Annotated in this window: 20 protein-coding genes; 16 read left to right on the forward strand and 4 right to left on the reverse strand. The window is 70.2% G+C overall.

Annotated elements, in window-relative coordinates; genetic code table 11:
- Positions 1-72 precede the first annotated feature (72 nt).
- The 9 genes from ACW14X_RS20580 to ACW14X_RS20620 all read left to right on the forward strand — a co-directional run bounded on the left by ACW14X_RS20580 (position 73) and on the right by ACW14X_RS20620 (position 10,645).
- Positions 73-1,044 (forward strand): carbohydrate ABC transporter permease, encoded by a 972-nt coding sequence (locus ACW14X_RS20580; protein WP_160027478.1) that lies wholly within the window; start codon positions 73-75, stop codon positions 1,042-1,044.
- On the forward strand, positions 1,041-1,988 hold the full coding sequence (locus tag ACW14X_RS20585) for a carbohydrate ABC transporter permease (protein WP_201451234.1): 948 nt from the start codon (positions 1,041-1,043) through the stop codon (positions 1,986-1,988). Before ACW14X_RS20580 ends, ACW14X_RS20585 begins: the two co-directional genes overlap by 4 nt.
- Positions 1,988-3,088, forward strand: coding sequence for a Gfo/Idh/MocA family protein (locus ACW14X_RS20590; protein ID WP_160027480.1), 1,101 nt, complete (start codon positions 1,988-1,990; stop codon positions 3,086-3,088). The genes ACW14X_RS20585 and ACW14X_RS20590 overlap by 1 nt, the downstream gene beginning before the upstream one ends.
- 19 nt (positions 3,089-3,107) lie before the next feature.
- Positions 3,108-4,256 (forward strand): CaiB/BaiF CoA transferase family protein, encoded by a 1,149-nt coding sequence (locus ACW14X_RS20595; protein WP_457163111.1) that lies wholly within the window; start codon positions 3,108-3,110, stop codon positions 4,254-4,256.
- Positions 4,253-5,422 carry an extracellular solute-binding protein gene (locus tag ACW14X_RS20600; protein ID WP_457163112.1) on the forward strand — a complete coding sequence of 390 codons (1,170 nt, stop codon included), beginning with the start codon at positions 4,253-4,255 and terminating at the stop codon, positions 5,420-5,422. The genes ACW14X_RS20595 and ACW14X_RS20600 overlap by 4 nt, the downstream gene beginning before the upstream one ends.
- Entirely contained in the window at positions 5,419-5,892 is a 474-nt protein-coding gene (locus tag ACW14X_RS20605) for a MaoC family dehydratase (RefSeq protein ID WP_457163113.1), read from the forward strand. The genes ACW14X_RS20600 and ACW14X_RS20605 overlap by 4 nt, the downstream gene beginning before the upstream one ends.
- Positions 5,889-7,187, forward strand: coding sequence for an L-fuconate dehydratase (locus tag ACW14X_RS20610; protein WP_457163114.1), 1,299 nt, complete (start codon positions 5,889-5,891; stop codon positions 7,185-7,187). Before ACW14X_RS20605 ends, ACW14X_RS20610 begins: the two co-directional genes overlap by 4 nt.
- On the forward strand, positions 7,184-8,077 hold the full coding sequence (locus tag ACW14X_RS20615) for an amidohydrolase family protein (RefSeq protein ID WP_457163115.1): 894 nt from the start codon (positions 7,184-7,186) through the stop codon (positions 8,075-8,077). The genes ACW14X_RS20610 and ACW14X_RS20615 overlap by 4 nt, the downstream gene beginning before the upstream one ends.
- A 162-nt stretch (positions 8,078-8,239) precedes the next feature.
- Positions 8,240-10,645, forward strand: a complete 2,406-nt coding sequence (locus ACW14X_RS20620; protein WP_457163116.1) for a glycoside hydrolase family 95 protein — start codon at positions 8,240-8,242, stop codon at positions 10,643-10,645.
- A 50-nt stretch (positions 10,646-10,695) separates the two neighbouring features.
- Here the strand turns inward: ACW14X_RS20620 and ACW14X_RS20625 are convergent, their stop codons facing one another.
- From ACW14X_RS20625 to ACW14X_RS20640, 4 genes are read right to left on the reverse strand one after another with little or no spacing between them, the layout of a single operon-like run.
- Positions 10,696-11,670 (reverse strand): 2-hydroxyacid dehydrogenase, encoded by a 975-nt coding sequence (locus ACW14X_RS20625; RefSeq protein WP_457163117.1) that lies wholly within the window; start codon positions 11,668-11,670, stop codon positions 10,696-10,698.
- Positions 11,671-11,672: 2 nt separating this feature from the next.
- A complete protein-coding gene (locus ACW14X_RS20630) occupies positions 11,673-12,368 on the reverse strand; it encodes a FadR/GntR family transcriptional regulator (RefSeq protein ID WP_457163118.1) in 696 nt (231 codons plus the stop codon).
- A gap of 16 nt (positions 12,369-12,384) precedes the next feature.
- Positions 12,385-13,152: an SDR family NAD(P)-dependent oxidoreductase gene (locus ACW14X_RS20635; RefSeq protein WP_457163119.1), complete on the reverse strand. Its 768-nt coding sequence runs from the start codon at positions 13,150-13,152 to the stop codon at positions 12,385-12,387.
- On the reverse strand, positions 13,149-14,009 hold the full coding sequence (locus tag ACW14X_RS20640) for a fumarylacetoacetate hydrolase family protein (protein ID WP_457163120.1): 861 nt from the start codon (positions 14,007-14,009) through the stop codon (positions 13,149-13,151). The genes ACW14X_RS20635 and ACW14X_RS20640 overlap by 4 nt, the downstream gene beginning before the upstream one ends.
- A 149-nt stretch (positions 14,010-14,158) precedes the next feature.
- Between ACW14X_RS20640 and ACW14X_RS20645 the strand changes: the two genes are divergently transcribed.
- The 7 genes from ACW14X_RS20645 (at position 14,159) to ACW14X_RS20675 (ending at position 21,845) form a co-directional block, all read left to right on the forward strand.
- Positions 14,159-15,109: an aldo/keto reductase gene (locus tag ACW14X_RS20645; RefSeq protein WP_457163121.1), complete on the forward strand. Its 951-nt coding sequence runs from the start codon at positions 14,159-14,161 to the stop codon at positions 15,107-15,109.
- 5 nt (positions 15,110-15,114) lie between these two features.
- Positions 15,115-15,849 carry a (Fe-S)-binding protein gene (locus tag ACW14X_RS20650; protein WP_350843072.1) on the forward strand — a complete coding sequence of 245 codons (735 nt, stop codon included), beginning with the start codon at positions 15,115-15,117 and terminating at the stop codon, positions 15,847-15,849.
- Positions 15,846-17,282 (forward strand): LutB/LldF family L-lactate oxidation iron-sulfur protein, encoded by a 1,437-nt coding sequence (locus ACW14X_RS20655; protein ID WP_457163122.1) that lies wholly within the window; start codon positions 15,846-15,848, stop codon positions 17,280-17,282. Before ACW14X_RS20650 ends, ACW14X_RS20655 begins: the two co-directional genes overlap by 4 nt.
- Positions 17,269-17,874 (forward strand): LutC/YkgG family protein, encoded by a 606-nt coding sequence (locus tag ACW14X_RS20660; protein ID WP_350843060.1) that lies wholly within the window; start codon positions 17,269-17,271, stop codon positions 17,872-17,874. The genes ACW14X_RS20655 and ACW14X_RS20660 overlap by 14 nt, the downstream gene beginning before the upstream one ends.
- Positions 17,875-17,907: 33 nt before the next feature.
- Entirely contained in the window at positions 17,908-18,231 is a 324-nt protein-coding gene (locus tag ACW14X_RS20665) for an L-rhamnose mutarotase (RefSeq protein WP_160027504.1), read from the forward strand.
- A 1-nt stretch (position 18,232) separates the two neighbouring features.
- The gene (locus tag ACW14X_RS20670; protein WP_457166078.1) at positions 18,233-19,084 is read left to right on the forward strand and encodes an amidohydrolase family protein; all 852 of its coding nucleotides are present in this window, start codon (positions 18,233-18,235) and stop codon (positions 19,082-19,084) included.
- Positions 19,085-19,181: 97 nt separating this feature from the next.
- Positions 19,182-21,845 (forward strand): right-handed parallel beta-helix repeat-containing protein, encoded by a 2,664-nt coding sequence (locus ACW14X_RS20675; protein WP_457163123.1) that lies wholly within the window; start codon positions 19,182-19,184, stop codon positions 21,843-21,845.
- Positions 21,846-21,847: the final 2 nt, after the last annotated feature.

The raw sequence follows: 21,847 nt of genomic DNA on the forward strand, positions 1-21,847 counted from the left end.
CGCCCGGGCCGAAGGGTGCCATCCCAGTCACATCGGGGCCTCACGGTGGCCCGGACACATCGGAGGAGCAACATGTCGACCGCCTTGATGGAGGACGTCGCCACCTCGCCGCCCCAGGCGGGCCCGAGGCGCCGTCCCCGGCGACGAGTCGCGCGGCCCAGCGAGACGCGTGGCGCCTGGATGCTGATGGCGCCCTACCTCGTCCTGCTGATGATCGCGGGCATCATCCCGGTCGCGTACGCGATCAAGACATCTCTGGAGAAGGCACCGACGCCGCTGGACCCCACCGGCGGTTTCGGGGGCGTGGACAGCTTCAGGACCGTCGTCACCGACTACCGGTTCGTCGACACGTTCGTCAACATCTTCGCGACCCTGGTGGTCTGGCTTCCGATCATGACGATCGGCATCGTCGGTCTGGCTCTGCTGGTCCACGCCAGCCCCGGATGGTTCGGGTCGTCGATGCGGTTCGTCTACTACATCCCCGGGGCCCTGGCAGGCGTCGCCAACCTCGTGCTCTGGGTCTATCTGCTCAACCCGAGCCAGTCCCCGATCGAGGGGTTCTGGCAGGCGCTGGGCATCGACACCATCAAGCAGGCGGTCGCCGGACCCGGGAACCTGCCGTTCATCCTGGCCGCGATGATGTTCTTCCAGGGCGTCGGTCAGTGGGTCATCGTGGTCAACGGCGGCCTCAACGGGATCTCGGAGGAGACGCTCGAGGCGGCGCGGCTGGACGGTGCCAACGAATGGCAGCTGGCCTGGCACGTGAAGCTGCCGATCATCCGGCCGTGGATCGGGTACGCGGTGCTGATGAACCTCGCCTACGGGTTCCAGCTGTTTCTCGAGCCGCAGCTGCTCGACCAGGTGGCCAGCAACGCCCTCGAGGACCAGTGGACGCCCACCCAGCTGGGCTACGCGTTCGCCTTCAGCAACTACAACTTCCCCGCGGCCGCCGCGATGTCGCTGATCCTGCTCGTGATCACGCTGGGGATCGGCCTGCTGGTCGTCTTCCGGACCGGCCTGTTCGGTGAGGAGGAGCAGCGATGAGTCAGATCACCGCAGACGTACGTCCGAAGGCCCGGCCTCGGCGGGCCATGTTCGACTGGAGCGTCGGCAAGACCGCGCGGGTCGTCACGATGCTGTTCGTGGCGTGCCTGTTCGTCCTGCCGATCACCGGCTTCATCGCGATGGCGTTCCGGTCCAACGAGGGTGTCGCCTCCGGCGCCGGCGGGCCCTTCGGGTTCGGCGACATGTCGTGGGACAACGCGCAGTACAGCTGGTCGCAGGTCAACGGGTTCGGACCCGGTGGCGGGCTGTACACCCGGTGGCTGCTGAACACGCTCGCCGTCGCCGGCGGGGGTGCGCTGCTGGCGGTCTTCGCCGCGCTGCCGGCCGGCTACGCGATGGCCCGGCTCCGGTTCCGCGCCCGCCGTCCCATCCTGCTGATCACGCTGGTCACGATGGTGATGCCGAACACCGTGCTGGTCATCCCCATCTTCCTCGAGGTGAACGCCATCGGCGCGGTGGGCCAGCTGTGGCCGGTGGGGCTGATCATGGGCTTCTTCCCGTTCGGGGTCTACCTGGCCTACATCCACTTCATGACCACCATGCCCCAAGAGCTCGTCGAGGCAGCCCGGATCGACGGTCTCGGCGAGGTGTCGATCTTCTGGCGGGTGGGGCTCCCGATCTCGCGCCAGGCCGCCGTCCTGGTCGGCTTCTTCGCCTTCGTCGCCAACTGGATCAACTTCTTCCTGCCGCTGGCGCTGCTCTCCTCCAACCAGAACAACCAGACCCTCCCCGTCGGGCTGCAGCAGCTGATCGGCGCGAGCCCGCTGTTCAATCCGACCGTCGCCGCCGGGCTGGACGTGAAGCTCTACATGCCGCAGCTGGCGCTGGCGACCTTCATCTCGATGCTGCCGCTGCTGATCGTCTTCCTCGGCGCGCAGAAGTTCCTGATGCGGGGCGAGACGATGGGGGCGGTGAAGGGCTGATGGCCCCGCATCCGCCACCGGAGCTCGACCCGCACCCCGGCTACTCGGCCGAGATGCCGAAGAGCCCGCGGCCGATCGTGCTCGTCGGCGCCGGCGGGATCGTCCGTGACGCTCACCTGCCGGCGTACGCAAAGGCGGGGTTCGAGGTCGCCAGCATCACCGACCTCGTCCCCGAGCGAGCGCGCGACCTCGCCGAGCAATACGGCATCCGCACCGTATGCGCGGACGTCGCGGACGCGGTCCGGTCGGCTCCGGCCGACGCGGTCTACGACGTCGCCCTTCCGCCCGAGGCGCACGTCGAGGTCCTCGAGCAGCTGCCCGACGGCGCTGCGGTCCTGCTGCAGAAGCCCTTGGGGAACCACCTGGCCGAGGGGATCCGCACCCGTGAGGTGTGCCGGCGCAAGGGGCTGGTGGCTGCGGTCAACACGCAGCTCCGGTTCGCGCCGTACGTCGTCGCTGCCCGCGAGCTCATCGCTGCCGGCACGATCGGGGAGCTCTACGACCTGGAGGTCCGGGTCTCGGTGCGGACCCCGTGGGAGATGTTCCCGTACGTGCTCGATCTGGACCGGCTCGAGATCAACATGCACAGCGTCCACTACCTGGATCTGGTGCGTTCCTTCCTGGGGGACCCGACCGGGGTCCACGCCGTCACCGTGCGTCATCCCGAGAAGGCCCACGCCAACAGCCGCTCCGACATCGCGCTGAGCTACGGCGACCGACCCATCAGGGTCGTCGTCTCCACCAACCACGACCACCACTACGGACCCCGGCACGAAGAGTCCTTCGTCAAGTGGGAGGGCACCCGCGGCGCCATCCGGGCACAGCTCGGCCTGCTGCTTGACTACCCGCGCGGCGGAGAGGACTCGCTCGAGCTGGTCACCGACGAGCGACTCGACGCCGGCTGGCGCCCGGTGCCGTTCGAGGGGTCCTGGTTCCCCGACGCGTTCATCGGCTCGATGGCCGTGGTCCAGCGTTTTCTCGAGGGATCGATCCCGTCCCTGCCCACCGGGGTCGAGGACGTCTTCCGCACCATGGCGGTCGTCGAGGCGGCGTACACGGACGCGGCCCGCGGGGGAGAGCGGCCGCCATATGACCGGTAACCAGCCGAAAGGAACGTCGATGAGCGACGCTCGACCCTCCGACCTGCCCCTGGAGGGCGTCACGGTCCTGGACTTCAGCCAGTTCCTGGCCGGTCCCGTGGCGGCGTTGAGGCTCGCCGACCTCGGTGCCCGGGTCATCAAGATCGAGCGGCCCGCCGGGGGAGACGCGGGCCGCAGCCTGGCCTTCGCCGGGCGCACGGTGAACGGCGACAGCCTCTCCTTCCACGCCATGAACCGGAACAAGGAGAGCGTGGCGGCCGATCTGAAGGATCCCGCCGACCTCGAGCGCGTACGCGCACTGGTCGCGGGGGCCGACGTGATCGTCCAGAACTTCCGCCCCGGGGTGATGGAGCGGATCGGCCTCGACTACGAATCCGTCCGGGCGCTCAACCCGAGCATCGTCTACGGCAGCGTCACCGGGTACGGCGGCGTCGGCCCGTTCCAGGACCGCCCGGGCCAGGACCTGCTCGCCCAGGCCATCGCCGGGCTGCCCTGGCTCAACGGGTCGGCCGATGACCCACCGGTCCCCGTCGGTCTGGCGGTTGCCGACCACCTCGCCAGCTGTCACCTGGCCCAGGGCATCACCGCCCTGCTGGTCCGGCGGTTCCGGACCGGGAAGGGCGGGCTGACGGAGACGAGCCTGATGGAGTCCCTGCTGGACCTGGAGTTCGAGCTGCTGACCACCCGGCTCAACGATCCGTCGGTCGAGGTACGCCGCAAGGGACCCCGGTCGGCCCACGCCTTCCTCTCGGCTCCCTATGGCATCTACCCGACGAGCGACGGCTACCTCGCGATCGCGATGAACCCCGTGCCCACCATCGGGCGGCTGCTCGGGCTCCCCGAGCTGGAGGCGATGACCGACTCGCAGACCTGGTGGGACCGGCAGTCGGAGATCGAGGAGGCGATCGGCGACCGTCTCCGGAGCGACACGCGGGACGCCTGGCTGGCCGTGCTGGACGCCGAGGACGTGTGGTGTGCCCCTGTGCTCACGCTCTCCGAGCTCGTGGAGCACAAGGGCTTCGAGGCCATCGCGATGACCCAGCAGATCCGTCGTGACGGCCTCACCCTGACGACCACTCGCAGCCCGATCCGCATCGACGGCGAGCGGTTGACCAATCCGCGCCCGGCTCCACGCCTGGGCGAGCACGACCTCGAGGGAGACCGATGACCGTCCTGCACGGCATGACCTGGGAGCACCCGCGTGGCTACGACTGCCAGGTCGCCGCTTCCCAGGAGTACGCGCGCCGGACCGGTGTCGAGGTGCGCTGGGAGTACCGCTCCCTGCAGGCGTTCGCCGACGCGCCGCTGGCGGAGCTGGCCGAGCGCTTCGACCTCCTGGTCATCGACCACCCGCACGTGCCGCTGGCCGTCGCGGAAGGGGTGCTGGCGCCCCTGGACGGCGCCGGACACGACGACGAGCTGGCCGCCCTGGCCGCCGATGCCGTGGGCAGCAGCCACGCGTCGTACCGCCACGATGGGCGCCAGTACGGCCTGGCCACCGACGCCGCGGCCCAGGTCGCTGCGTACCGCCCGGACCGCCTGCCGGCTGCGCCGCGTACGTGGGAGGAGGTGCTCGACCTGGCCGCCGAGGGCAGGGTGCTCTGGCCCTGCAAGCCGATCGACGCCTACTCGACACTGTGCACCCTGGCAGCCAACCGCGGGACGCCGGTCAACGCCGAGCCCGGGACCTTCCTGCCCGAGGAGCACGCGCTGAGCCTGCTCGACCTCATGCATCGGCTCTGCGAGCAGGTGCCGTCGTGGTGCCTGGACGCGAACCCGATCGAGGTCGCCGAGGCACTGTCCACCGACGCCACCGAGCCGTGGGCCTACGCGCCGTTGCTCTACGGCTACAGCAACTACTCCCGGACGGGGTTCCGGCCACATCGCCTCAGGTACGTCGACATGCCCTCCGGCCCCCGAGGGGTGGCCGGTTCGCAGCTCGGCGGTGCCGGCGTGGCCGTCTCGGCCCGGTCGCGAGACCTGGACGCAGCCCGGGCGTACGCACTGTGGGTGGCCTCGCCTGAGGTCCAGTCGGGCATCTACTACGACGCGGGCGGCCAGCCCGGCTACGCGTCCTCGTGGGACGACGACCGGCTCAACGAAGACTCCTGGGACTTCTTCCGGGGCACCCGGGCGACCCTCGAGGGCGCGTGGGTGCGGCCGCGTACCGCCGGCTATCTGGAGTTCCAGGACACCGTCTCCCCGTGGGTGACGGAGGCGCTGGCCGGCCGGATGACCGACGCCGAGCTGGTCCGCCGGGCCGGCGAGCTCGCCGAGCGCCTGCTCGGCGTGGGATCGGACGCCTACGGCGTCGAGGAAGGAGCGTCCCGGTGAGAGTCGAGGAACGCTGGTTCGAGGACTACGCGGTCGGGGAGTCCCGGACCACCCTGGGGCGCACCATCACCGAGGCCGACATCGTCCTGCACGCCGGTCAGACGGGCGACTTCTTCCCGCACCACATGGATGCGGAGTGGATGGCCACCCAGCCGGCCGGACACCGGATCGCCCACGGGACGCTGATCCTCGCGGTGGCGGTCGGGATGACCGCCACCGACATCAACCCACAGTCCATGTCCTACGGCTACGACCGGATCCGGTTCATCGGCCCGGTGTTCATCGGCGACACCATCACCGTCACCGCCGAGATCACCGAGATGTCGGAGCACCGGAAGAAGCCGGCCGAGCTCGGATACGTCCACGAGCTCGTCACGGTGACCAACCAGCGTGGCGAGACGGTGCTGGTCCTGACCCACCTCTACCTCGTGAACAAGCGCCACCCATCCCCACAGGAGGATCCCTCGTGACCCGTATCACCGCCGTCGATGTCACCGATGTCCGCTTCCCGACCTCTGTGTCGATGGACGGATCCGACGCCATGAACAAGGACGGTGACTACTCGGCCACGTACGTCGTGGTGAGCACCGACGACCCGGAGCTCTCCGGGTTCGGGTTCACCTTCACCATCGGACGCGGCAACGACATCTGCACCCTGGCGGCGCAGCGCCGCGGTGAGCCGCTGGTCGGGCGCGAGGTGAGCGACGTGGTGGGTGACCTGGGCGGGGTCTACCGGGATCTCGCCTCGGACTCCCAGCTCCGCTGGCTGGGCCCGGACAAGGGGGTCGAGCACCTGGCCCTCGCCGCCGTGATGAACGCGGTCTGGGATCTGGCCGCCCGGGAAGCCGGCAAGCCGCTGTGGCGGCTGCTGGCCGACATGACCCCCGAGGAGCTCGTCGACGTCGCAGATCTGACGTACCTCAGCGACGCCCTCACCCGGGACGAGGCCCTGGACATCCTCCGCGCCGGCGTTCCCCACCGTGAGGAGCGGATCCGGCACCTGGAGGAGACCGGCTATCCCTGCTACACCACGTCTGCCGGCTGGCTGGGCTACTCGGACGACAAGCTGCGCCGGCTGGCCGCCGAAGCGGTCGACTCCGGCTACACGCACATCAAGCTGAAGGTCGGCGCGAACCTGGAGGACGACATCCGGCGCTGCGAGATCGCCCGGGAGGTGATCGGCTGGGACGCGAAGCTGATGATCGACGCCAACCAGGTCTGGGACGTGCCGCAGGCCATCGAGTGGGTCAACGCGCTGGCGCGCTTCGAGCCGTGGTGGATCGAGGAGCCGACCAGTCCTGACGACATCCTCGGCCACGCCGCGGTCCGCAAGGCGGTGGCTCCGATCGGGGTGGCCACCGGCGAGCACGGCATGAACCGGGTGCTCTTCAAGCAGATGTTCCAGGCGGAGGCCATCGACTTCTGCCAGCTCGACTCCGCGCGGCTCGCCAGCGTCAACGAGATCCTCTCCGTCTATCTGATGGCGAGGAAGTTCGACGTCCCGGTCTGTCCTCACGCCGGCGGCGTCGGCCTGTGCGAGCTCGTCCAGCACCTGTCCGTCTTCGACTACGTCGCCGTCTCGGGCACGCTCGAGGACCGGGTCACCGAGTTCGTGGACCATCTCCACGAGCACTTCACGGACCCGTGCATCGTCGAGAACGGCGCCTACGGGCTGCCGTCCCGACCCGGCTACAGCGCGGAGATGCACCCCGCGTCGGTGGCGACGTACGCCTATCCGGACGGCAGCTACTGGGCGAACCGGTGACGCCGCAGATGATCATCGACAGCCACCAGCACGTCTGGGACCTCACCCGCTCGCCCTACCCGTGGCTCGGTCCCGACGTACCCGAGTACAACCGCACGTTCACCTTCGACGAGGTCCGGCCGCAGCTGCGGGCGCAGGGAGTGGACGCGACCGTGCTGGTCCAGTCCGACGACCACGACGGCGACACCGATCTGATGATCGAGGTCGCCGACCGACATCCCGAGGTGGTCGGGATCGTCGTCTACGTGCCGCTGGACCAGCCGGACCTGGCCGCCGAGCGGCTGGAGTCGCTGCGCGGAGACGACCGGGTGGTCGGCGTACGCAACCTGATCCACAACATCCCCGACCCGGACTGGATCCTCCGTCCGGACGTCGCCGAGGGGCTCGGGCTGCTGGAACGGCTCGGGCTCACCTACGACCACGTCTCGGTGCTGCCGCGCCACCTGGAACACGTCGCGACGCTCTCCGAACGCCACCCGGACCTGCGGATCGTGATCGACCACCTCTCCAAACCACCGATCGGCGATGCCGAGCGAGAGCCGTGGTGGAGCCTCATCGAGCGGGCGGCCGAGAACCCGAAGGTGTTCGGCAAGGTCTCCGGGCTGTACCCCGGGGCGGCCCCCGACAGCTGGACCGTGGCCGGCATCCAGCCGTTCGTCGACCGGGCGGTCGAGGTGTTCGGCCCGAGCCGGCTGATGTACGGCGGAGACTGGCCGATCTCCACCACGGCCGGTGGCTACGGGCGGGTCTTCGCCGGGCTCCGGGAGGCGTTGGCCGGCCTGTCGAGCGGCGAGCGCGAGGAGATCTACGCCGGCAGCGCGCGCCGTTTCTACGGGCTCGACGAGCAGCGGCTGGCCGCCGCGGAGGCGTCCGCTCGAGAAGCGCACTGATGCACAGAGATCAGATGATTTGCTCATCCCTTCCGTCGCGCCTCGGCCTACATCGGCCATCTCCAAGCCAAATTCTGGCAAGCATCGACATGACGTGTGATGTCTATTACATTGAAACAACCGATGTTTGCCCCACCTGGGGCGTGAGTCAGGAGGAAGCTGATGGTGGACTTCACGAGACGACGGGTGCTGCAGGCCGCCTCCGCGCTGGCGGGCGGTGCCTTGGTGCAGCCGGTCGTCACCGAGGCGGCCGCAGCCGCCGCCGATGAGCCGGAGACCAACCCGCTGGAGCTCTGGTACCGCCAGCCGGCCGCGGAGTGGCTCCAGGCGCTGGCGATCGGCAACGGCCGGATGGGCGCGATGGTCTTCGGCGGTGTGGCCAGCGAGAAGCTGATGCTGAACGAGGACTCGGTGTGGGCCGGTCATCCGCACAGCTACGACCCGCCCCGCGGGGCGGAGGTGCTCCCCGAGATCCGCCGGATGATCTTCGAGGAGAACTGGGTCGGCGCCCAGCGCCTGGCCGACGAGGAGTTCATGGGGCGGCCGAGCGAGCAGGCCTTCTACCAGCCGGTGGGTGACCTGCTGCTCGAGTTCCTCGGCATCGACGGTGAGCCCGTGACGTACCGGCGCTCGCTCGACCTGCGGTCGGCGATCGCGATCTCCGAGTTCGAGGTCGGCGGCGTGCGCTACCGCCGGGAGTCGTTCGTCAGCCACGCGGACCAGGTGATGGTCGTCCACCTCACCGCGGACCAGGCCGAGAAGGTCTCGTTCAACGCCACCTTCGAGTCCCCGCAGCAGAGCGACGTACGTCCCCACGACGCGCGGACGCTCGCGCTGGAGGGCATCAGTGGCCCCACGGAGGGGATGGAGGGCGCCGTACGTTTCGTCAGCCTCGTCCGTGCCGAGACCGAGGGCGGGACGGTCCAGTGCCAGGGGGACCACCTCCGGGTTCGCAACGCCACGTCGGTGACCCTGCTGGTCTCGATCGCGACCAGCTACCGCAACTACGCCGACGTGAACGCCGACCACATCGGCCGAGCGACGAAGCCGCTGGAGGCAGCGACCGGGCGCGGGTACGGGCAGCTGCGCTCGGCGCACGTGCGGGACTACCAGTCCCTCTTCGGCCGGGTCGACATCGACCTCGGCACCTCCGCCGCGATCGAGAAGCCGACCGACGAGCGGGTGGCCGCGTTCCGTGCCGGCGGCGATCCGCAGCTGGCGGCGCTGTGGTTCCAGTTCGGGCGCTACCTGCTGATCTCGTCGTCCCGGACCCCCGGGCAGCCGGCCAACCTGCAGGGCCTGTGGAACTACAAGATGCAGCCCGAGTGGCAGTCGAAGTACACCCTCAACATCAACGCGCAGATGAACTACTGGCCCGCCGGCCCGGCCAACCTCGCCGAGTGCTGGGACCCGATGTTCGCGATGACCGAGGAGCTCGCGGAGGTCGGGCGGAACACCGCCAAGAAGATGTGGGGGTCGGACAAGGGCTGGGTCGCCCACCACAACACCGACGGCTGGCGGGGAACCGCACCGGTCGACTTCGCCTACTACGGAGTCTGGCCGATGGGAGGCGCCTGGCTGTCGCTGCTGTTCTGGGAGCGCTACGAGTACACCGGCGACAAGGAGAACCTCGCCGAGCACTTCCCGACCCTGCGGGGAGCGGTCGAGTTCTTCCTCGAGACGATGGTGCGCGACGAGCAGTCCGGCTACATGGTCACCTGCCCGTCGCACTCGCCGGAGATCAAGCACCACGAGCAGGACGACGAGGGGGTCAGCATCTGCGCCGGCCCGACGATGGACTGTCAGATCCTGCGCGACCTGTTCACCGCGTTCGAGAAGGCCGCCGCCGCGCTCGGCAAGCACGACCCGCTCGTCGAGAAGGCCGTGGCGATGCGGGACCAGCTGCCGCCCAACCAGATCGGCTACCTGGGCCAGCTGCAGGAGTGGCTGATCGACTGGGAGGACGCCGCCCTCGAGCGGAGCCGTCACGTCTCCCACCTGTGGGGCGTCTTCCCCTCGGACCAGATCAGCCCGCTGCGTACGCCGGAGCTGGCAGACGCCGCCCGCAAGGCGCTCGAGCTGCGCGGCCCGGCGATCACCACGGGCTGGTCGCTGGCCTGGAAGATGAACATCCGCGCCCGCCTGCTGGAGCCCGAGAACGCCTACCTGCACGTCCAGCACATGCTGCACCCCTCCCGGACCGCACCGAACCTCTTCGACCTGCACCCGCCCTTCCAGATCGACGGGAACTTCGGCGGCGTCTCCGGGATCACGGAGATGATCATGCAGAGCCACTCCGGCGAGCTCTTCCTCCTCCCGGCGCTGCCGGCGGCATGGCCGGAGGGGAAGGTCCGCGGCCTGCGTGCCCGCGGTGGCTTCGAGGTCGACCTGAGGTGGGCAGACGGCAAGGTCGAGGTGGCGCGGATCCGGTCGCTGCTCGGCAACCGGCTCCGCCTGCGTACGCAGCAGCCGGTCCAGGTGACCGGGACGGACGTCTCCCGACCGGAGGAGAACGTCGTCGAGCTCGACACCCGGCGGGGCAGCACCTACACCGTGGTTCCGCGCTAGGACCAGACTCGGGCCGGCCGCGGGTGAGCCCGCGGCCGGCCCGAGTCTGCCTACGGGTGGACCGGGGTCGGTGCGGGCTCGCCGGCGAGCACGGCTCGGGCGTTGTCGATCGCGAGCATCGCCATCCGGTCACGCGTGGCGCGCCCGGCGCTGCCGATGTGCGGCAGCAGGACGACGTTCGGCAGCGCCAACAGGTCCGGGTGGACGGCCGGCTCGTTCTCGAAGACGTCGAGCCCGGCCGCGCCGATCGTGCCGTCGGCGAGCGCGGCCGCCAGCGCGGCCTCGTCGACGATGGGGCCCCGGGCGGTGTTGACGAGGACCGACTCCGGTCCCATCAGGCGGAGCTCCTCGGCGCCGATGAGATGCCGGGTGTCCGGGGTCAGCGGGCAGTGCAGCGACACGACGTCCGAGGCGACCAGGAGGTCGGAGAGCGGCAGGGTCTCGATGCCGAGGCGTGCGGCCTCGTCGCCGGCGGAGCGGGACGGGGTCGCGATGATGCGCATGTCGAACGCGCGGGCGCGCCGAGCCATCGCCAGCCCGATCCGGCCCAGGCCGACGATGCCCAGGGTCGCTCCGCTGCTGACGTCGAGGCCCACGAAGAGGTCCGGCCGCCAGGACCAGGGCTCGCCGCTGCGTACGAACGCGTCGGCCTCCACCACGCGACGGGACGCGGCGAGCAGCAGCGCGAAGGCGAGGTCGGCGGTTGCCTCGTCGAGCACCCCGGGAGTGTTGGTCACGGTGATGCCGCGAGCGGCGCAGGCGGCGAGGTCGATGTTGTCGTGGCCGACCGCCATGTTGGCGACCACGCGCAGCGACGGACCGGCCGCGTCGAGCAGCTCGGCATCGACGCGGTCGGTCAGCAGGCAGACCAGCGCGGCGGCGCCGCGTACGTCCGTGAGCAGCTCCGCGCGGCTCTGCCCGGCAGGATCCGCGGCGCAGGTCACCGGTCCCGGCAGCGCCTCCAGCGCCTGCCGGGCGCGGTCGCTGGGCCGGAAGCTGACGTGCAGCCGCCCCTGGTTCGGCACGCTCACTCCTCCTTCTCCCCGTCCTCGGCGAGGCTGCGGCGGATCCAGTTCTCGATGCCTGCGACGTGGGCCAGCGACAGCGCGGCGGCGATACTCGGCTGTCGGTCCGCGATGGCCAGGGCGATGCCGCGGTGCTCACGCTGCGTCTGGTCGAAGGAGTCCTGCTGCGTCACGCCACGCCAGATCCGTGCTCGCTGGGTGCGGTTGGCGACCCCGTCGATGAACGAGCACAGCACGGTGTTGCCGGAGGCCTGGGCGATCCGGTGGTGGAACTCCAGGTCGTTGGCCACGACCTCCTCCAACGACGTCTCGGGGCTGACCGAGTCCACCAGCGCGAGCAGGTCGGCGGACTCCTCCAATGACATCTGCATGGCCGCCTTCTCGGCGGCCAGCGGCTCCAGCGCCCGGCGCACCTCGAAGAGGTCGAGGACGCTGGAGTCCTGGTGGAAGTCGATGACGAAGCCCATCGTCTCCAGCAGGATCTCCGGCGTCAGGCTGGTGACGTAGGTGCCGTCGCCCTGACGTACGTCGAGGATGCGCATCATCGAGAGCGCGCGCACCGCCTCGCGCAGGGAGCTGCGGGAGATGCCGAGCTGGACCGACAGGTCGGCCTCGCGGGGGAGACGGTCGCCGGGCTTCAGGCTGCCGTCGAGGATCATCTCCTTGATCTTCTCGATCGCCTCGTCGGTCAGCGCCATCGGGATCCTGGTCCTCTCACTCGGTCGGTCGCAACCGTAACGTTGCCATGCCGCCGTCGACAGCGAGGGCCACTCCGGCGGTCGAGCCCGACGAGGGGCTGGCCAGGTACGCGACCGCGAGGGCGACCTCGTCCGCGCTGACCAGCCGGCCGTGCGGCTGCCGCGCGTCCAGGGCGGCACGCTCGGCCTCGGGGTCGTCGGCCGAGTCGAGCAGGCGCTGAACCCAGGGGGTGGCGGCGGTGCCGGGGTTCACGCAGTTCACCCGGATACCCTCCCGGAGGTGGTCGGCGGCCATGGCCTGCGTCAGGGACTGGACCGCACCCTTGCTCGCGGAGTAGACGGCTCGTTGCTGGATGCCCGTGGTCGCGGCCACCGAGGCCACGTTCACGATCGCCGCAGCGGGGGAGCGCCGAAGGTGCGGGAGCGCGGCGCGCGAGACTCGTACGGCACCGAGGACGTTGACGTCGAAGACCGCGTGCCACTGCTCGTCGGGGTTGTCCTCGACGGTGCCCTGGGCGCCGATGCCGGCGTTGTTGACCACGATGTCGAGCCGGCCGAGGTCGGCGACCGTCTGCTCCACCGCGGCCCTGATGCTCGCGTCGTCGGTGACGTCGGCGCGGATGCCGAGGGCCTTGGGGTGGATGCCCTCGGGGTCGAGGTCGAGGGCCGCGACCTGGGCTCCCCGATCCAGCAGGACCTCGACGATGGCAGCGCCGATGCCGGAGGCACCACCGGTGACGAGCGCGACGAGCCCGTCGAGCTCGCGCGTCCCCTGGCCGCTCATGCCTGGCTCCCGTAGGCGACGTACTCCTGGCGCTGGCGGCCGAGTCCGTCGATCTCGATCTCGACGAGGTCCCCGGGCTGGATGTAGGGGAAGCGGCCGGAGAGCGCGACGCCCTCCGGGGTGCCGGTCATGATCAGGTCGCCCGGGTCGAGGACCATGAACTGGCTGAGGTGGTGGATCACCGTCGCGACGTCGAAGATCTGGTCGGCGGTCACGGAGTCCTGGCGCGGCTCGCCGTTGACGAAGGAGCGCATGCCGAGCTTCTGGTGCTCGACCTCGTCGGGAGTCACGACCCAGGGGCCGATCGGGCTGAAGCCGGGGGCGATCTTGCCCTTGCTCCACTGGCCGCCCGAGATCTCGAGCTGGAACTCGCGCTCGGAGAGGTCGTTGGCGACCAGGAAGCCCGCGACGTGCTCCAGGCTCTGGTCGGGGGAGTCGAGGTAGGACGCGCGCTTTCCGATCACCACGCCGAGCTCCACCTCCCAGTCGGTCTTGGTGCTGTTGCGCGGGATGGTGACGGTGTCGTTCGGGCCGGCGATCGTGTTGGGAGCCTTGAAGAAGATGACCGGGACGGCGGGCGGCTCCGCGCCGGACTCGGCGGCGTGTGCGGCGTAGTTCATGCCGATGCAGACGATGGCGCCGGGCTGGGTGATCGGGGCGCCGACGCGGAGCGTGTCGGCTCCTTCGACGAGGGGGAGGTCGCCCGCGGCAAGGGCGGCGGCGGCTCGTGCCGGCCCGTCGGAGGCCCAGAAGGCTCCGTCGATGTCGTCGGTGAGACCGGCCAGGCTGCGCACCTCGCCCTCGAGCACGAGGACGGGCAGCTCCTCACCTGCGGGTCCCAGGCGGGCGAACTTCATGGTGTGGCCTCCAACGTTGATTAATCGGATCTATGGTGGTCTAAGAGCGCCGAATTGGGCACTCCATGCATATTGACAGCCCAAACATCAGATGTCTAGCCTCGATGTGGCGGTCGGACGACCGTGGAGTCAGAGGTTGAGGAGGGCGGATGGAGATCCCGCTGTTCGGACTCGGCTGTGCACCGATGGGCAACCTGTTCCGGCCGCGCACCGACGAGGACTGTCACGCCACGCTCGAGGCGGCCTGGCAAGCAGGCGTACGTCACTTCGACACCGCGCCCCACTACGGGCTGGGACTGTCCGAGGAGAGGATCGGGCGGTTCCTGGCGACACGTCCGCGGTCGGAGTTCGTCGTCTCGACCAAGGTGGGCAGGCTCGTGCGGCCCAACCCCACCTGGGACGGGGAGTCCCAGGACGACATGGGCTTCGCGGTCCCGGCGAGCTCGCACCGGGTGCTGGACTACTCCGCCGACGGCGTACGCCGCAGCCTGGAGGAGTCGCTGGCCCGGCTCGGCCTCGACCGGGTCGACATCCTCTACGTGCACGATCCTGAGTTCTCCGAGGACCCGGCGGCCGTCGAGACCGCGCTCGCCGGCCTGGCGAAGCTCCGCGAGGAGGGGATGGTCGACGCGATCGGGACCGGATCCCTGTCGGTTCAGGCGCTCACCGCGACCGTCGAGACCGGACTCGCCGACGTGATCATGGTCGCCAACCGCTACACGCTCCTCGACCAGTCCGTCGCCGACGGCGTGCTTGAGGCCTGCGACCGGCACGGCACCAAGATCGTCGCGGCGGCCGTCTTCGCCAGCGGCCTGCTCGCCACCACCCCGCGCCGGGGCGCCATGTACAACTACGGCGAGGTGCCCGAGGACATCCTCGAGCGCGCGCTGCGTATCGGCGAGGTGTGCGAGGCGCACGGGGTCGAGATCGCCACCGCCGCGCTGCACTACCCGCTGCAGGACCCGCGGGTCGTGTCGGTGGTGGCAGGCGCGGGGCGGCCCGAGCAGGTTCGGCAGAACCTCGAGCGTCTGGCGGCCACGGTGCCTGAGGCGCTCTGGTCCGACCTGGCCGAGGAGGGGCTGGTGCCGTCGTGCGCGTAGCCCTGATGGTCACCTGCATCAACGACGCCCTGTTCCCCGACACCGGGCGCAACGTGGTCCGGCTCCTCCGCCGCCTCGGCGTCGAGGTGGACTTCCCCCAGGACCAGACCTGCTGTGGCCAGCCGATGGTCAACACCGGCTACCTCGACGAGGCGGTGCCGGTGCTGCGCTCCTTCGTCCGGGCCTTCGAGGGGTACGACGCCGTCGTCACGCCGTCGGGCTCGTGCGCCGGGTCGGCACGGCACCAGCACGACCTGGTGGCCCGCCGCAGCGGCGACGATGGCCTGCGGGAGGCGGCCCGGGAAACGTCCCAGCGTGTCTACGAGCTCAGCGAGTTCCTGGTGGACGTACTGGGAGTCGAGGACGTGGGTGCCTACTTCCCGCACCGGGTGACGTACCACCCGACCTGTCACTCGCTGCGGATGCTCGCGGTCGGCGACCGGCCACTGCGGCTGCTCCGGCACGTCCGAGGGATCGACCTGGTGGACCTGCCCGGCGCGACCGAGTGCTGCGGGTTCGGCGGCACCTTCGCGATGAAGAACTCCGACACGTCGGTCGCCATGGGCTCCGACAAGGCCCGGCACGTACGCGAGACCGGGGCCGAGGTGCTGGTGGCCGGTGACCGGTCCTGCCTGACCCATGTCGGAGGCCTGCTCTCCCGGCAGCGCGCAGGCGTACGCGTCATGCACCTGGCCGACGTCCTCGCCCAGACCGAGCCTGCCGCGGTGGTCGCCTCATGACCGGCACGTTCGTCGGGATGCCGGTGTTCCCGAAGGCCGCGCGTGAGGCGGTCGGCGACTCCCAGCTGCGCCGCAACCTCGCGCACGCGACCGGCACCATCCGCGCCAAGCGCGCCGCCGTCGTCGGCGAGGTCGAGGAGTGGGAGGAGCTGCGCCTGGCCGGTGCGGCGATCAAGGAGAACGTGCTGCTGCACCTCGACGAGCATCTGGTACGTCTCGAGGAGTCGCTCACGAAGGCCGGCGCGACCGTCCACTGGGCGAGCGACGCCGCAGAGGCCTGCCGCATCGTCGGTGACATCGCCGCCGCGCACGACGCCACCGAGGTGGTGAAGGTGAAGTCGATGGCGACCCAGGAGATCGGTCTCAACGAGGCGCTGGCCGCCCGCGGCATCGACGCCTGGGAGACCGACCTGGCCGAGCTCATCGTGCAGCTGGGCGACGATCTGCCGAGCCATATCCTGGTGCCGGCGATCCACCGCAACCGCGCCGAGATCCGGGAGATCTTCGCCTCCGCGATGGGCGAGGTCGGCCGTCCCGCTCCCGAGGACCTCACCGACGAGCCCGCGCGGCTCGCGGAGGCCGCTCGCCTGCATCTGCGCGAGAAGTTCCTGCGCGCCAAGGTGGGTGTCTCAGGTGCCAACTTCGCGGTCGCCGAGACCGGGTCCCTCGTCGTGGTGGAGTCGGAGGGCAACGGCCGGATGTGCCTGACCCTGCCCGAGGTGCTGGTCTCGGTGGTCGGCATCGAGAAGACCGTGCCGACCTGGGACGACCTCGACGTCTTCCTCCAGCTCCTGCCGCGCTCGGCGACGGGGGAGCGGATGAACCCCTACACCTCGGTGTGGTCCGGAGTCACTCCGGGCGACGGCCCGCAGGAGGTGCACGTGGTGCTGCTCGACAACGGCCGCACTCGCGCGCTCGCCGACGAGGTCGGTCGTCAGGCGCTGCGCTGCATCCGCTGCTCGGCCTGCCTCAACGTGTGCCCGGTCTACGAGCGCACCGGCGGCCATGCCTACGGCTCGGTCTACCCAGGCCCCATCGGCGCCATCCTCAACCCCTTGCTGAAGGGAGTCGGGCACGACGACCAGACCGACTCCCTGCCGTACGCCTCGACGCTGTGCGGCGCCTGCTTCGAGGCCTGTCCCGTGCGTATCGACATCCCTTCGGTGCTCGTGGAGCTGCGCTCGCAGGTCGTCGACGCCCACCGAGGTGGCGTACCCAAGCCCGAGGCGGTGGCGATGAAGGCCGCCGGGGCGACGCTCGCGTCCAGCCGCCGGCTCGGCCTCGCCGAGCGCCTCGTCGGCACCGGCGTCCGGCTCGCCCGCCGCGCCGGGGCGCGCCCCTGGACGCAGGCCCGCGACCTGCCGGACCCACCCGCCGAGTCCTTCCGCGCCTGGTGGCGCCGCACCGAAGGAGGTGTCGATGAGCACCCGTGAGGAGATCCTCGGCCGTGTCCGGCAAGCGCTCGGCGAGGTGCCTCGCCCGACCGCTGAGGTGCCGCGCGGCTACCGGGGTGGGGGTGACGACCTCGACCGGTCCACGGTGCTCGATCGCTTCGTGGAGCGCGTCGAGGACTACCGCGCCACCGTCACTCGGTGCCGTGCGGCAGAGGTCGCCGAGGTGCTGGCGCGGGCGGTCGCCGGCCGGAGCGTCGTCGTACCCCCGGGCCTGCCGTGGCCGGTCCCCGGATCCGTGGACGACACCGGGCAGTCGGCCGCCGAGCTCGACGCGATCGATGCGGTCGTGTCAGCAGCCGCGCTCGGCATCGCAGCCACCGGCACGGTGGTGCTCGACCACGGCCCCGGCCAGGGACGTCGCGCGCTGACCCTCGTCCCGGACCTGCACGTGTGCGTGCTCGGGGCCGCCCACGTCGTGGCCGGTGTCCCGCAGGCCGTCGCCCGGCTCGACCCGGCGAGGCCGCAGACCTGGATCAGCGGGCCGTCGGCGACCAGCGACATCGAGCTCGACCGCGTCGAGGGCGTCCACGGCCCGCGCACCCTGCACGTCGTCCTCGTCGACGACCTCTGACCGTTCGCCCACCACACCGAGAGGACCCCCACCATGACCCGACACGGCTCCGTGGTCCGGTTGCGCCCCGAGAAGGAGGCGGAGTACGTCGAGCTGCACGCCGCGGTGTGGCCCGAGGTGCTCGAGCGCCTGACCGCCAGCAACATCCGCAACTACTCCATCTTCCTGCGCGAGGGCTGGCTGTTCAGCTACTTCGAGTACGTCGGGACCGACTACGACGCCGACATGGCCGCGATCGCCGCCCACGACGTGACCCAGCGATGGTGGGAGGTCACCGCCCCGTGCCAGGAGCGGCTGCCCTCCGCCGCGGACGACGAGCAGTGGTCGCCGATGACCGAGGTCTTCCACCTTGACTGAGGTGATGGGCGGGGCTCGCCGCATCGACGCCCACCACCACGTGTGGGACCTCGAGGTCCGCGACCAGGAGTGGACGCGCGATCTCCCGGCCATCCGGCGCTCCTTCTCCTTCGACGACCTCCGGCCCCACCTGGACGACCACGAGATCGCCGGAACCGTCGTCGTCCAGACCGTCGCGGTCGCCGAGGAGACCCCCGAGCTGCTCGCGCTGGCGGCGGCCACGCCCGAGATCCTCGGGGTCGTCGGCTGGGTCGACCTCACCGCCCCGGACGTCGCCGACCGGCTCGCCGAGCTGCGCGAGCGCCCCGGGGGAGACCTCCTGGTCGGCATCCGGCACCTGGTGCAGTCCGAGCCCGATCCCGAGTGGCTCCTCCGTGACGACGTGCTGCGGGGGCTCACCGCCGTCGCCGAGGCCGGCCTCGTCTACGACCTGCTGGTGCGCCAGCACCAGCTGCCGGCAGCCGTCGGCGCTGTCGAGCAGGTGCCCGGCGGGCGCTGGGTGCTCGATCACGTCGGCAAGCCCGTGATCGACTCCGCCGCCTTCGACGAGTGGGCGGGACACGTCGCCGCGCTCGCCCGCCACGACACCGTGGCGTGCAAGCTGTCCGGGCTCGTCACCGAGCTCGCCCCGGACCAGCCGATCGACGCGGTGCTTCCCTGGGCTGCGTACGTCATCGATGTCTTCGGCGCCGAGCGCACCATGATCGGCTCGGACTGGCCGGTCTGCCTGCTGCGCTCCTCCTACGGCGAGGTGATCGACCTCGCCGACACGGTGCTCGCCGGGCTCGACGACACCGGCCGAGCCGACGTCCGGGGTGGCACGGCGGCTCGGGTCTACGGCCTCGTCTCCTGATCGTGGGCGCGCGCCCCGGAAACATTGGAAAACGCTTGCCCGCACCTCGTCTGTGATGTTAGACACATGTCATACGTCATATCTCAAGGAGACGGACATGCAGACTCGCACGACACGCCGCGCCCGCGCCGCGGCGGCCGTGGTCCTGGCGGCACTCGGTTCGACGGTCCTCGTCACCGGTACGCAGCCCGCCACCGCGGCCGAGACGACCCTCACGGTCCACGTCGCCCCGGACGGCGACGACGCCGACCCGGGCACGAAGAGCCGGCCGCTGCGCACGGTGGAAGCGGCCCGCGACGCGCTGGCCGGACGTACCTCCGCGGAGAACCGGGGCACGGTGATCGTCCACGGAGGCGAGTACGTCCTCGACGACGCGATCGACCTGACCGGTCCCGAGCACTCCTGGGTCACCTACCGCGCCGCGGCGGGGGAGAAGGTCCGCCTCACCGGCGCGCACGCCCTGGAAGCCCAGGGCTGGCGGCCGCTCGCGGACCTGTCCGAGGAGGAGCTCGCCCAGCCGCAGTTCTCCTCGAACGCCCGACTCGACTCGCCGGCGCTGCGCGAGGGCGTGTGGGTGTACGACCTGGGCGCCGAGGGCATCGACCCCGGCACGCTCTACAAGAACGGGTTCAACTGGCTGCCGCAGCCCTTCGCTCCCGAGCTCGTCGTCGACGGCGGGACGCAGACGCTCGCGCAGTTCCCCAACCAGGAGGGCTGCACCGGGGCGGACTCCAGCTGCCACCTCTACGGCGACGGCGGCAAGTGGAAGGTCCCGGCGACCAACGACCTCATCCAGTGGACGCTGCGCGACCGGTTCGGGATGGAGCCGGACTGGGCGATCAGCGGGACGACGCCGCGCGCGCAGTTCGAGGACAAGAAGCAGCAGCTCGCCGACCCCGAGGACCGCGACACCTGGTCCCAGGACGAGATGCGCAAGATGACGCCTCCCCTCTACGAGGTCGGTGGCCGGCTGCTCGAGGGCAACCGCTACCAGGGCTGGGCTCCGCAGGGGGTGCCGGAGATCATCGACCACGGCACCCGCGGCTTCGGCGCCTACTCCCACATCCCGGTGCAGGCCGACCCGCAGGAGCTCACCGACGTCGACAACACGACGTACGAGACCGAGGCCTGGCTCTCGGGCTACCTCGGCAACAACTACGCCAACGACATGGTGCGGCTGGTCTCCTGGAGCGGCACCACGATGTACGCCAAGTATCCCTCGATGTACTGGCCCCGCAACGACTACACCAAGGTCAAGGCGATCAACATCCTCTCCGAGATGGACGTCGAGGGTGAGTACTACATCGACCGCCACGCGGGCAACGACGTCGTCTACTACAAGCCGGCGGGCGGGACGATGGCGGGCAAGAGCGCGACGCTGCGCGCCTTCGACGACAACATCTTCCGGCTCGAGGGCACCACCGGCGTGACCCTGAAGGGTCTGTCGATGTCGGACTCGCTGATCAGCGCGGTCCAGCTGCTCGATGCCGAGAAGACGCTGATCGACGGCGTCGACATCTCCAACGTCAGCATGGACGCGATCCGCATCGGCGAGACCACCGAGTCGATCACCGCGCTGCCCGACTACGAGACCGTACGCGGCGGCCACGACAACGTCGTCCAGAACTCCTACCTCCACGACCTCGGCGGCGGCGGAGTCCTGCTCGGCGGTGGTGACCGCAGCACACTCGAGCGCGGCGACAACGTGGCCCGCAACAACGAGATCGCTCGCTTCTCACGGCTGGCGACCTACACGCCGGCGGGCTACCTGTACGGCGTCGGCAACAGCTTCGAGAACAACTACGTCCACGACGCGCCCCACATGGCGGTGCAGATCATGGGCAACGACATGCGCGTCAACCACAACCACTTCTACGACCTGGTGAAGAACGCCGGAGACCAGGGCGTCGTCTACACCGGGCGTGACTACACCTATCTGGGCAACGAGGTCGCGTACAACTTCTTCGACACCATCGGCGGCTCCAACGACGCGTTCTACATGGACGACGGCGTCTCGGGGATGCGGTTCCACCACAACGTCGTGAAGAACGCGCACTCGGGTGTCTTCTTCCAGTCGGGCCACAGCAACAAGGCGACGGACAACGTGTTCATCGACGTCGACCAGACCGGCCATGACCAGCTCTACCACCGCAACGGCGAGACCGGCCTGCCGGTGCCCAACGGCTGGGTGGTGCAGAGCCGCTACAACTCGTTCCTCGACGTACGTCCTGGCGAGAAGTACTCGGCGACCGAGGAGGACGTCGCCGGCTGGCACCGTCACTACACCGACGGCAAGGCCCGCTACTCCGACGGGAAGCCGATCGTGTTCCCGGAGATCGGGGACTGGTACGTCCCGCGCGTCACCGCGACCGGCGAGGACTGCAAGAAGGCCGACTACGCGCCGGCCGGCACCAACGGCTGCGACCGTGCGACCGTGTGGGAGAACCCGAACTCCCTCTACGTGCCCGCCCGCAACGCGATCGACCGCTCGGTCATCATCGGTGGCGGTGAGTATCGCGCCGGGGAGAACTCGTTCGCGAACCCGGCCGCGACCTATCGCCTCGCCACCTGGAGCGACGCGATCAACACCAACCTGAGCAAGCCCGCATCGCTCGAGGCCGCCGGGCTCGACCTCAACACGCTGAAGTTCAGCTACACCGGCGAGGTCGCGCAGGCCTACGGCCGGACGTGGGTGGCGAATTGGAACCGGCTGGTCACCAGGGACGGCATCGGGCTCCCCGGAGGCCCGGCCGCCGGCTGAGC

It is taken from the genome of Nocardioides sp. YJ-D4, assembly GCF_054031495.1.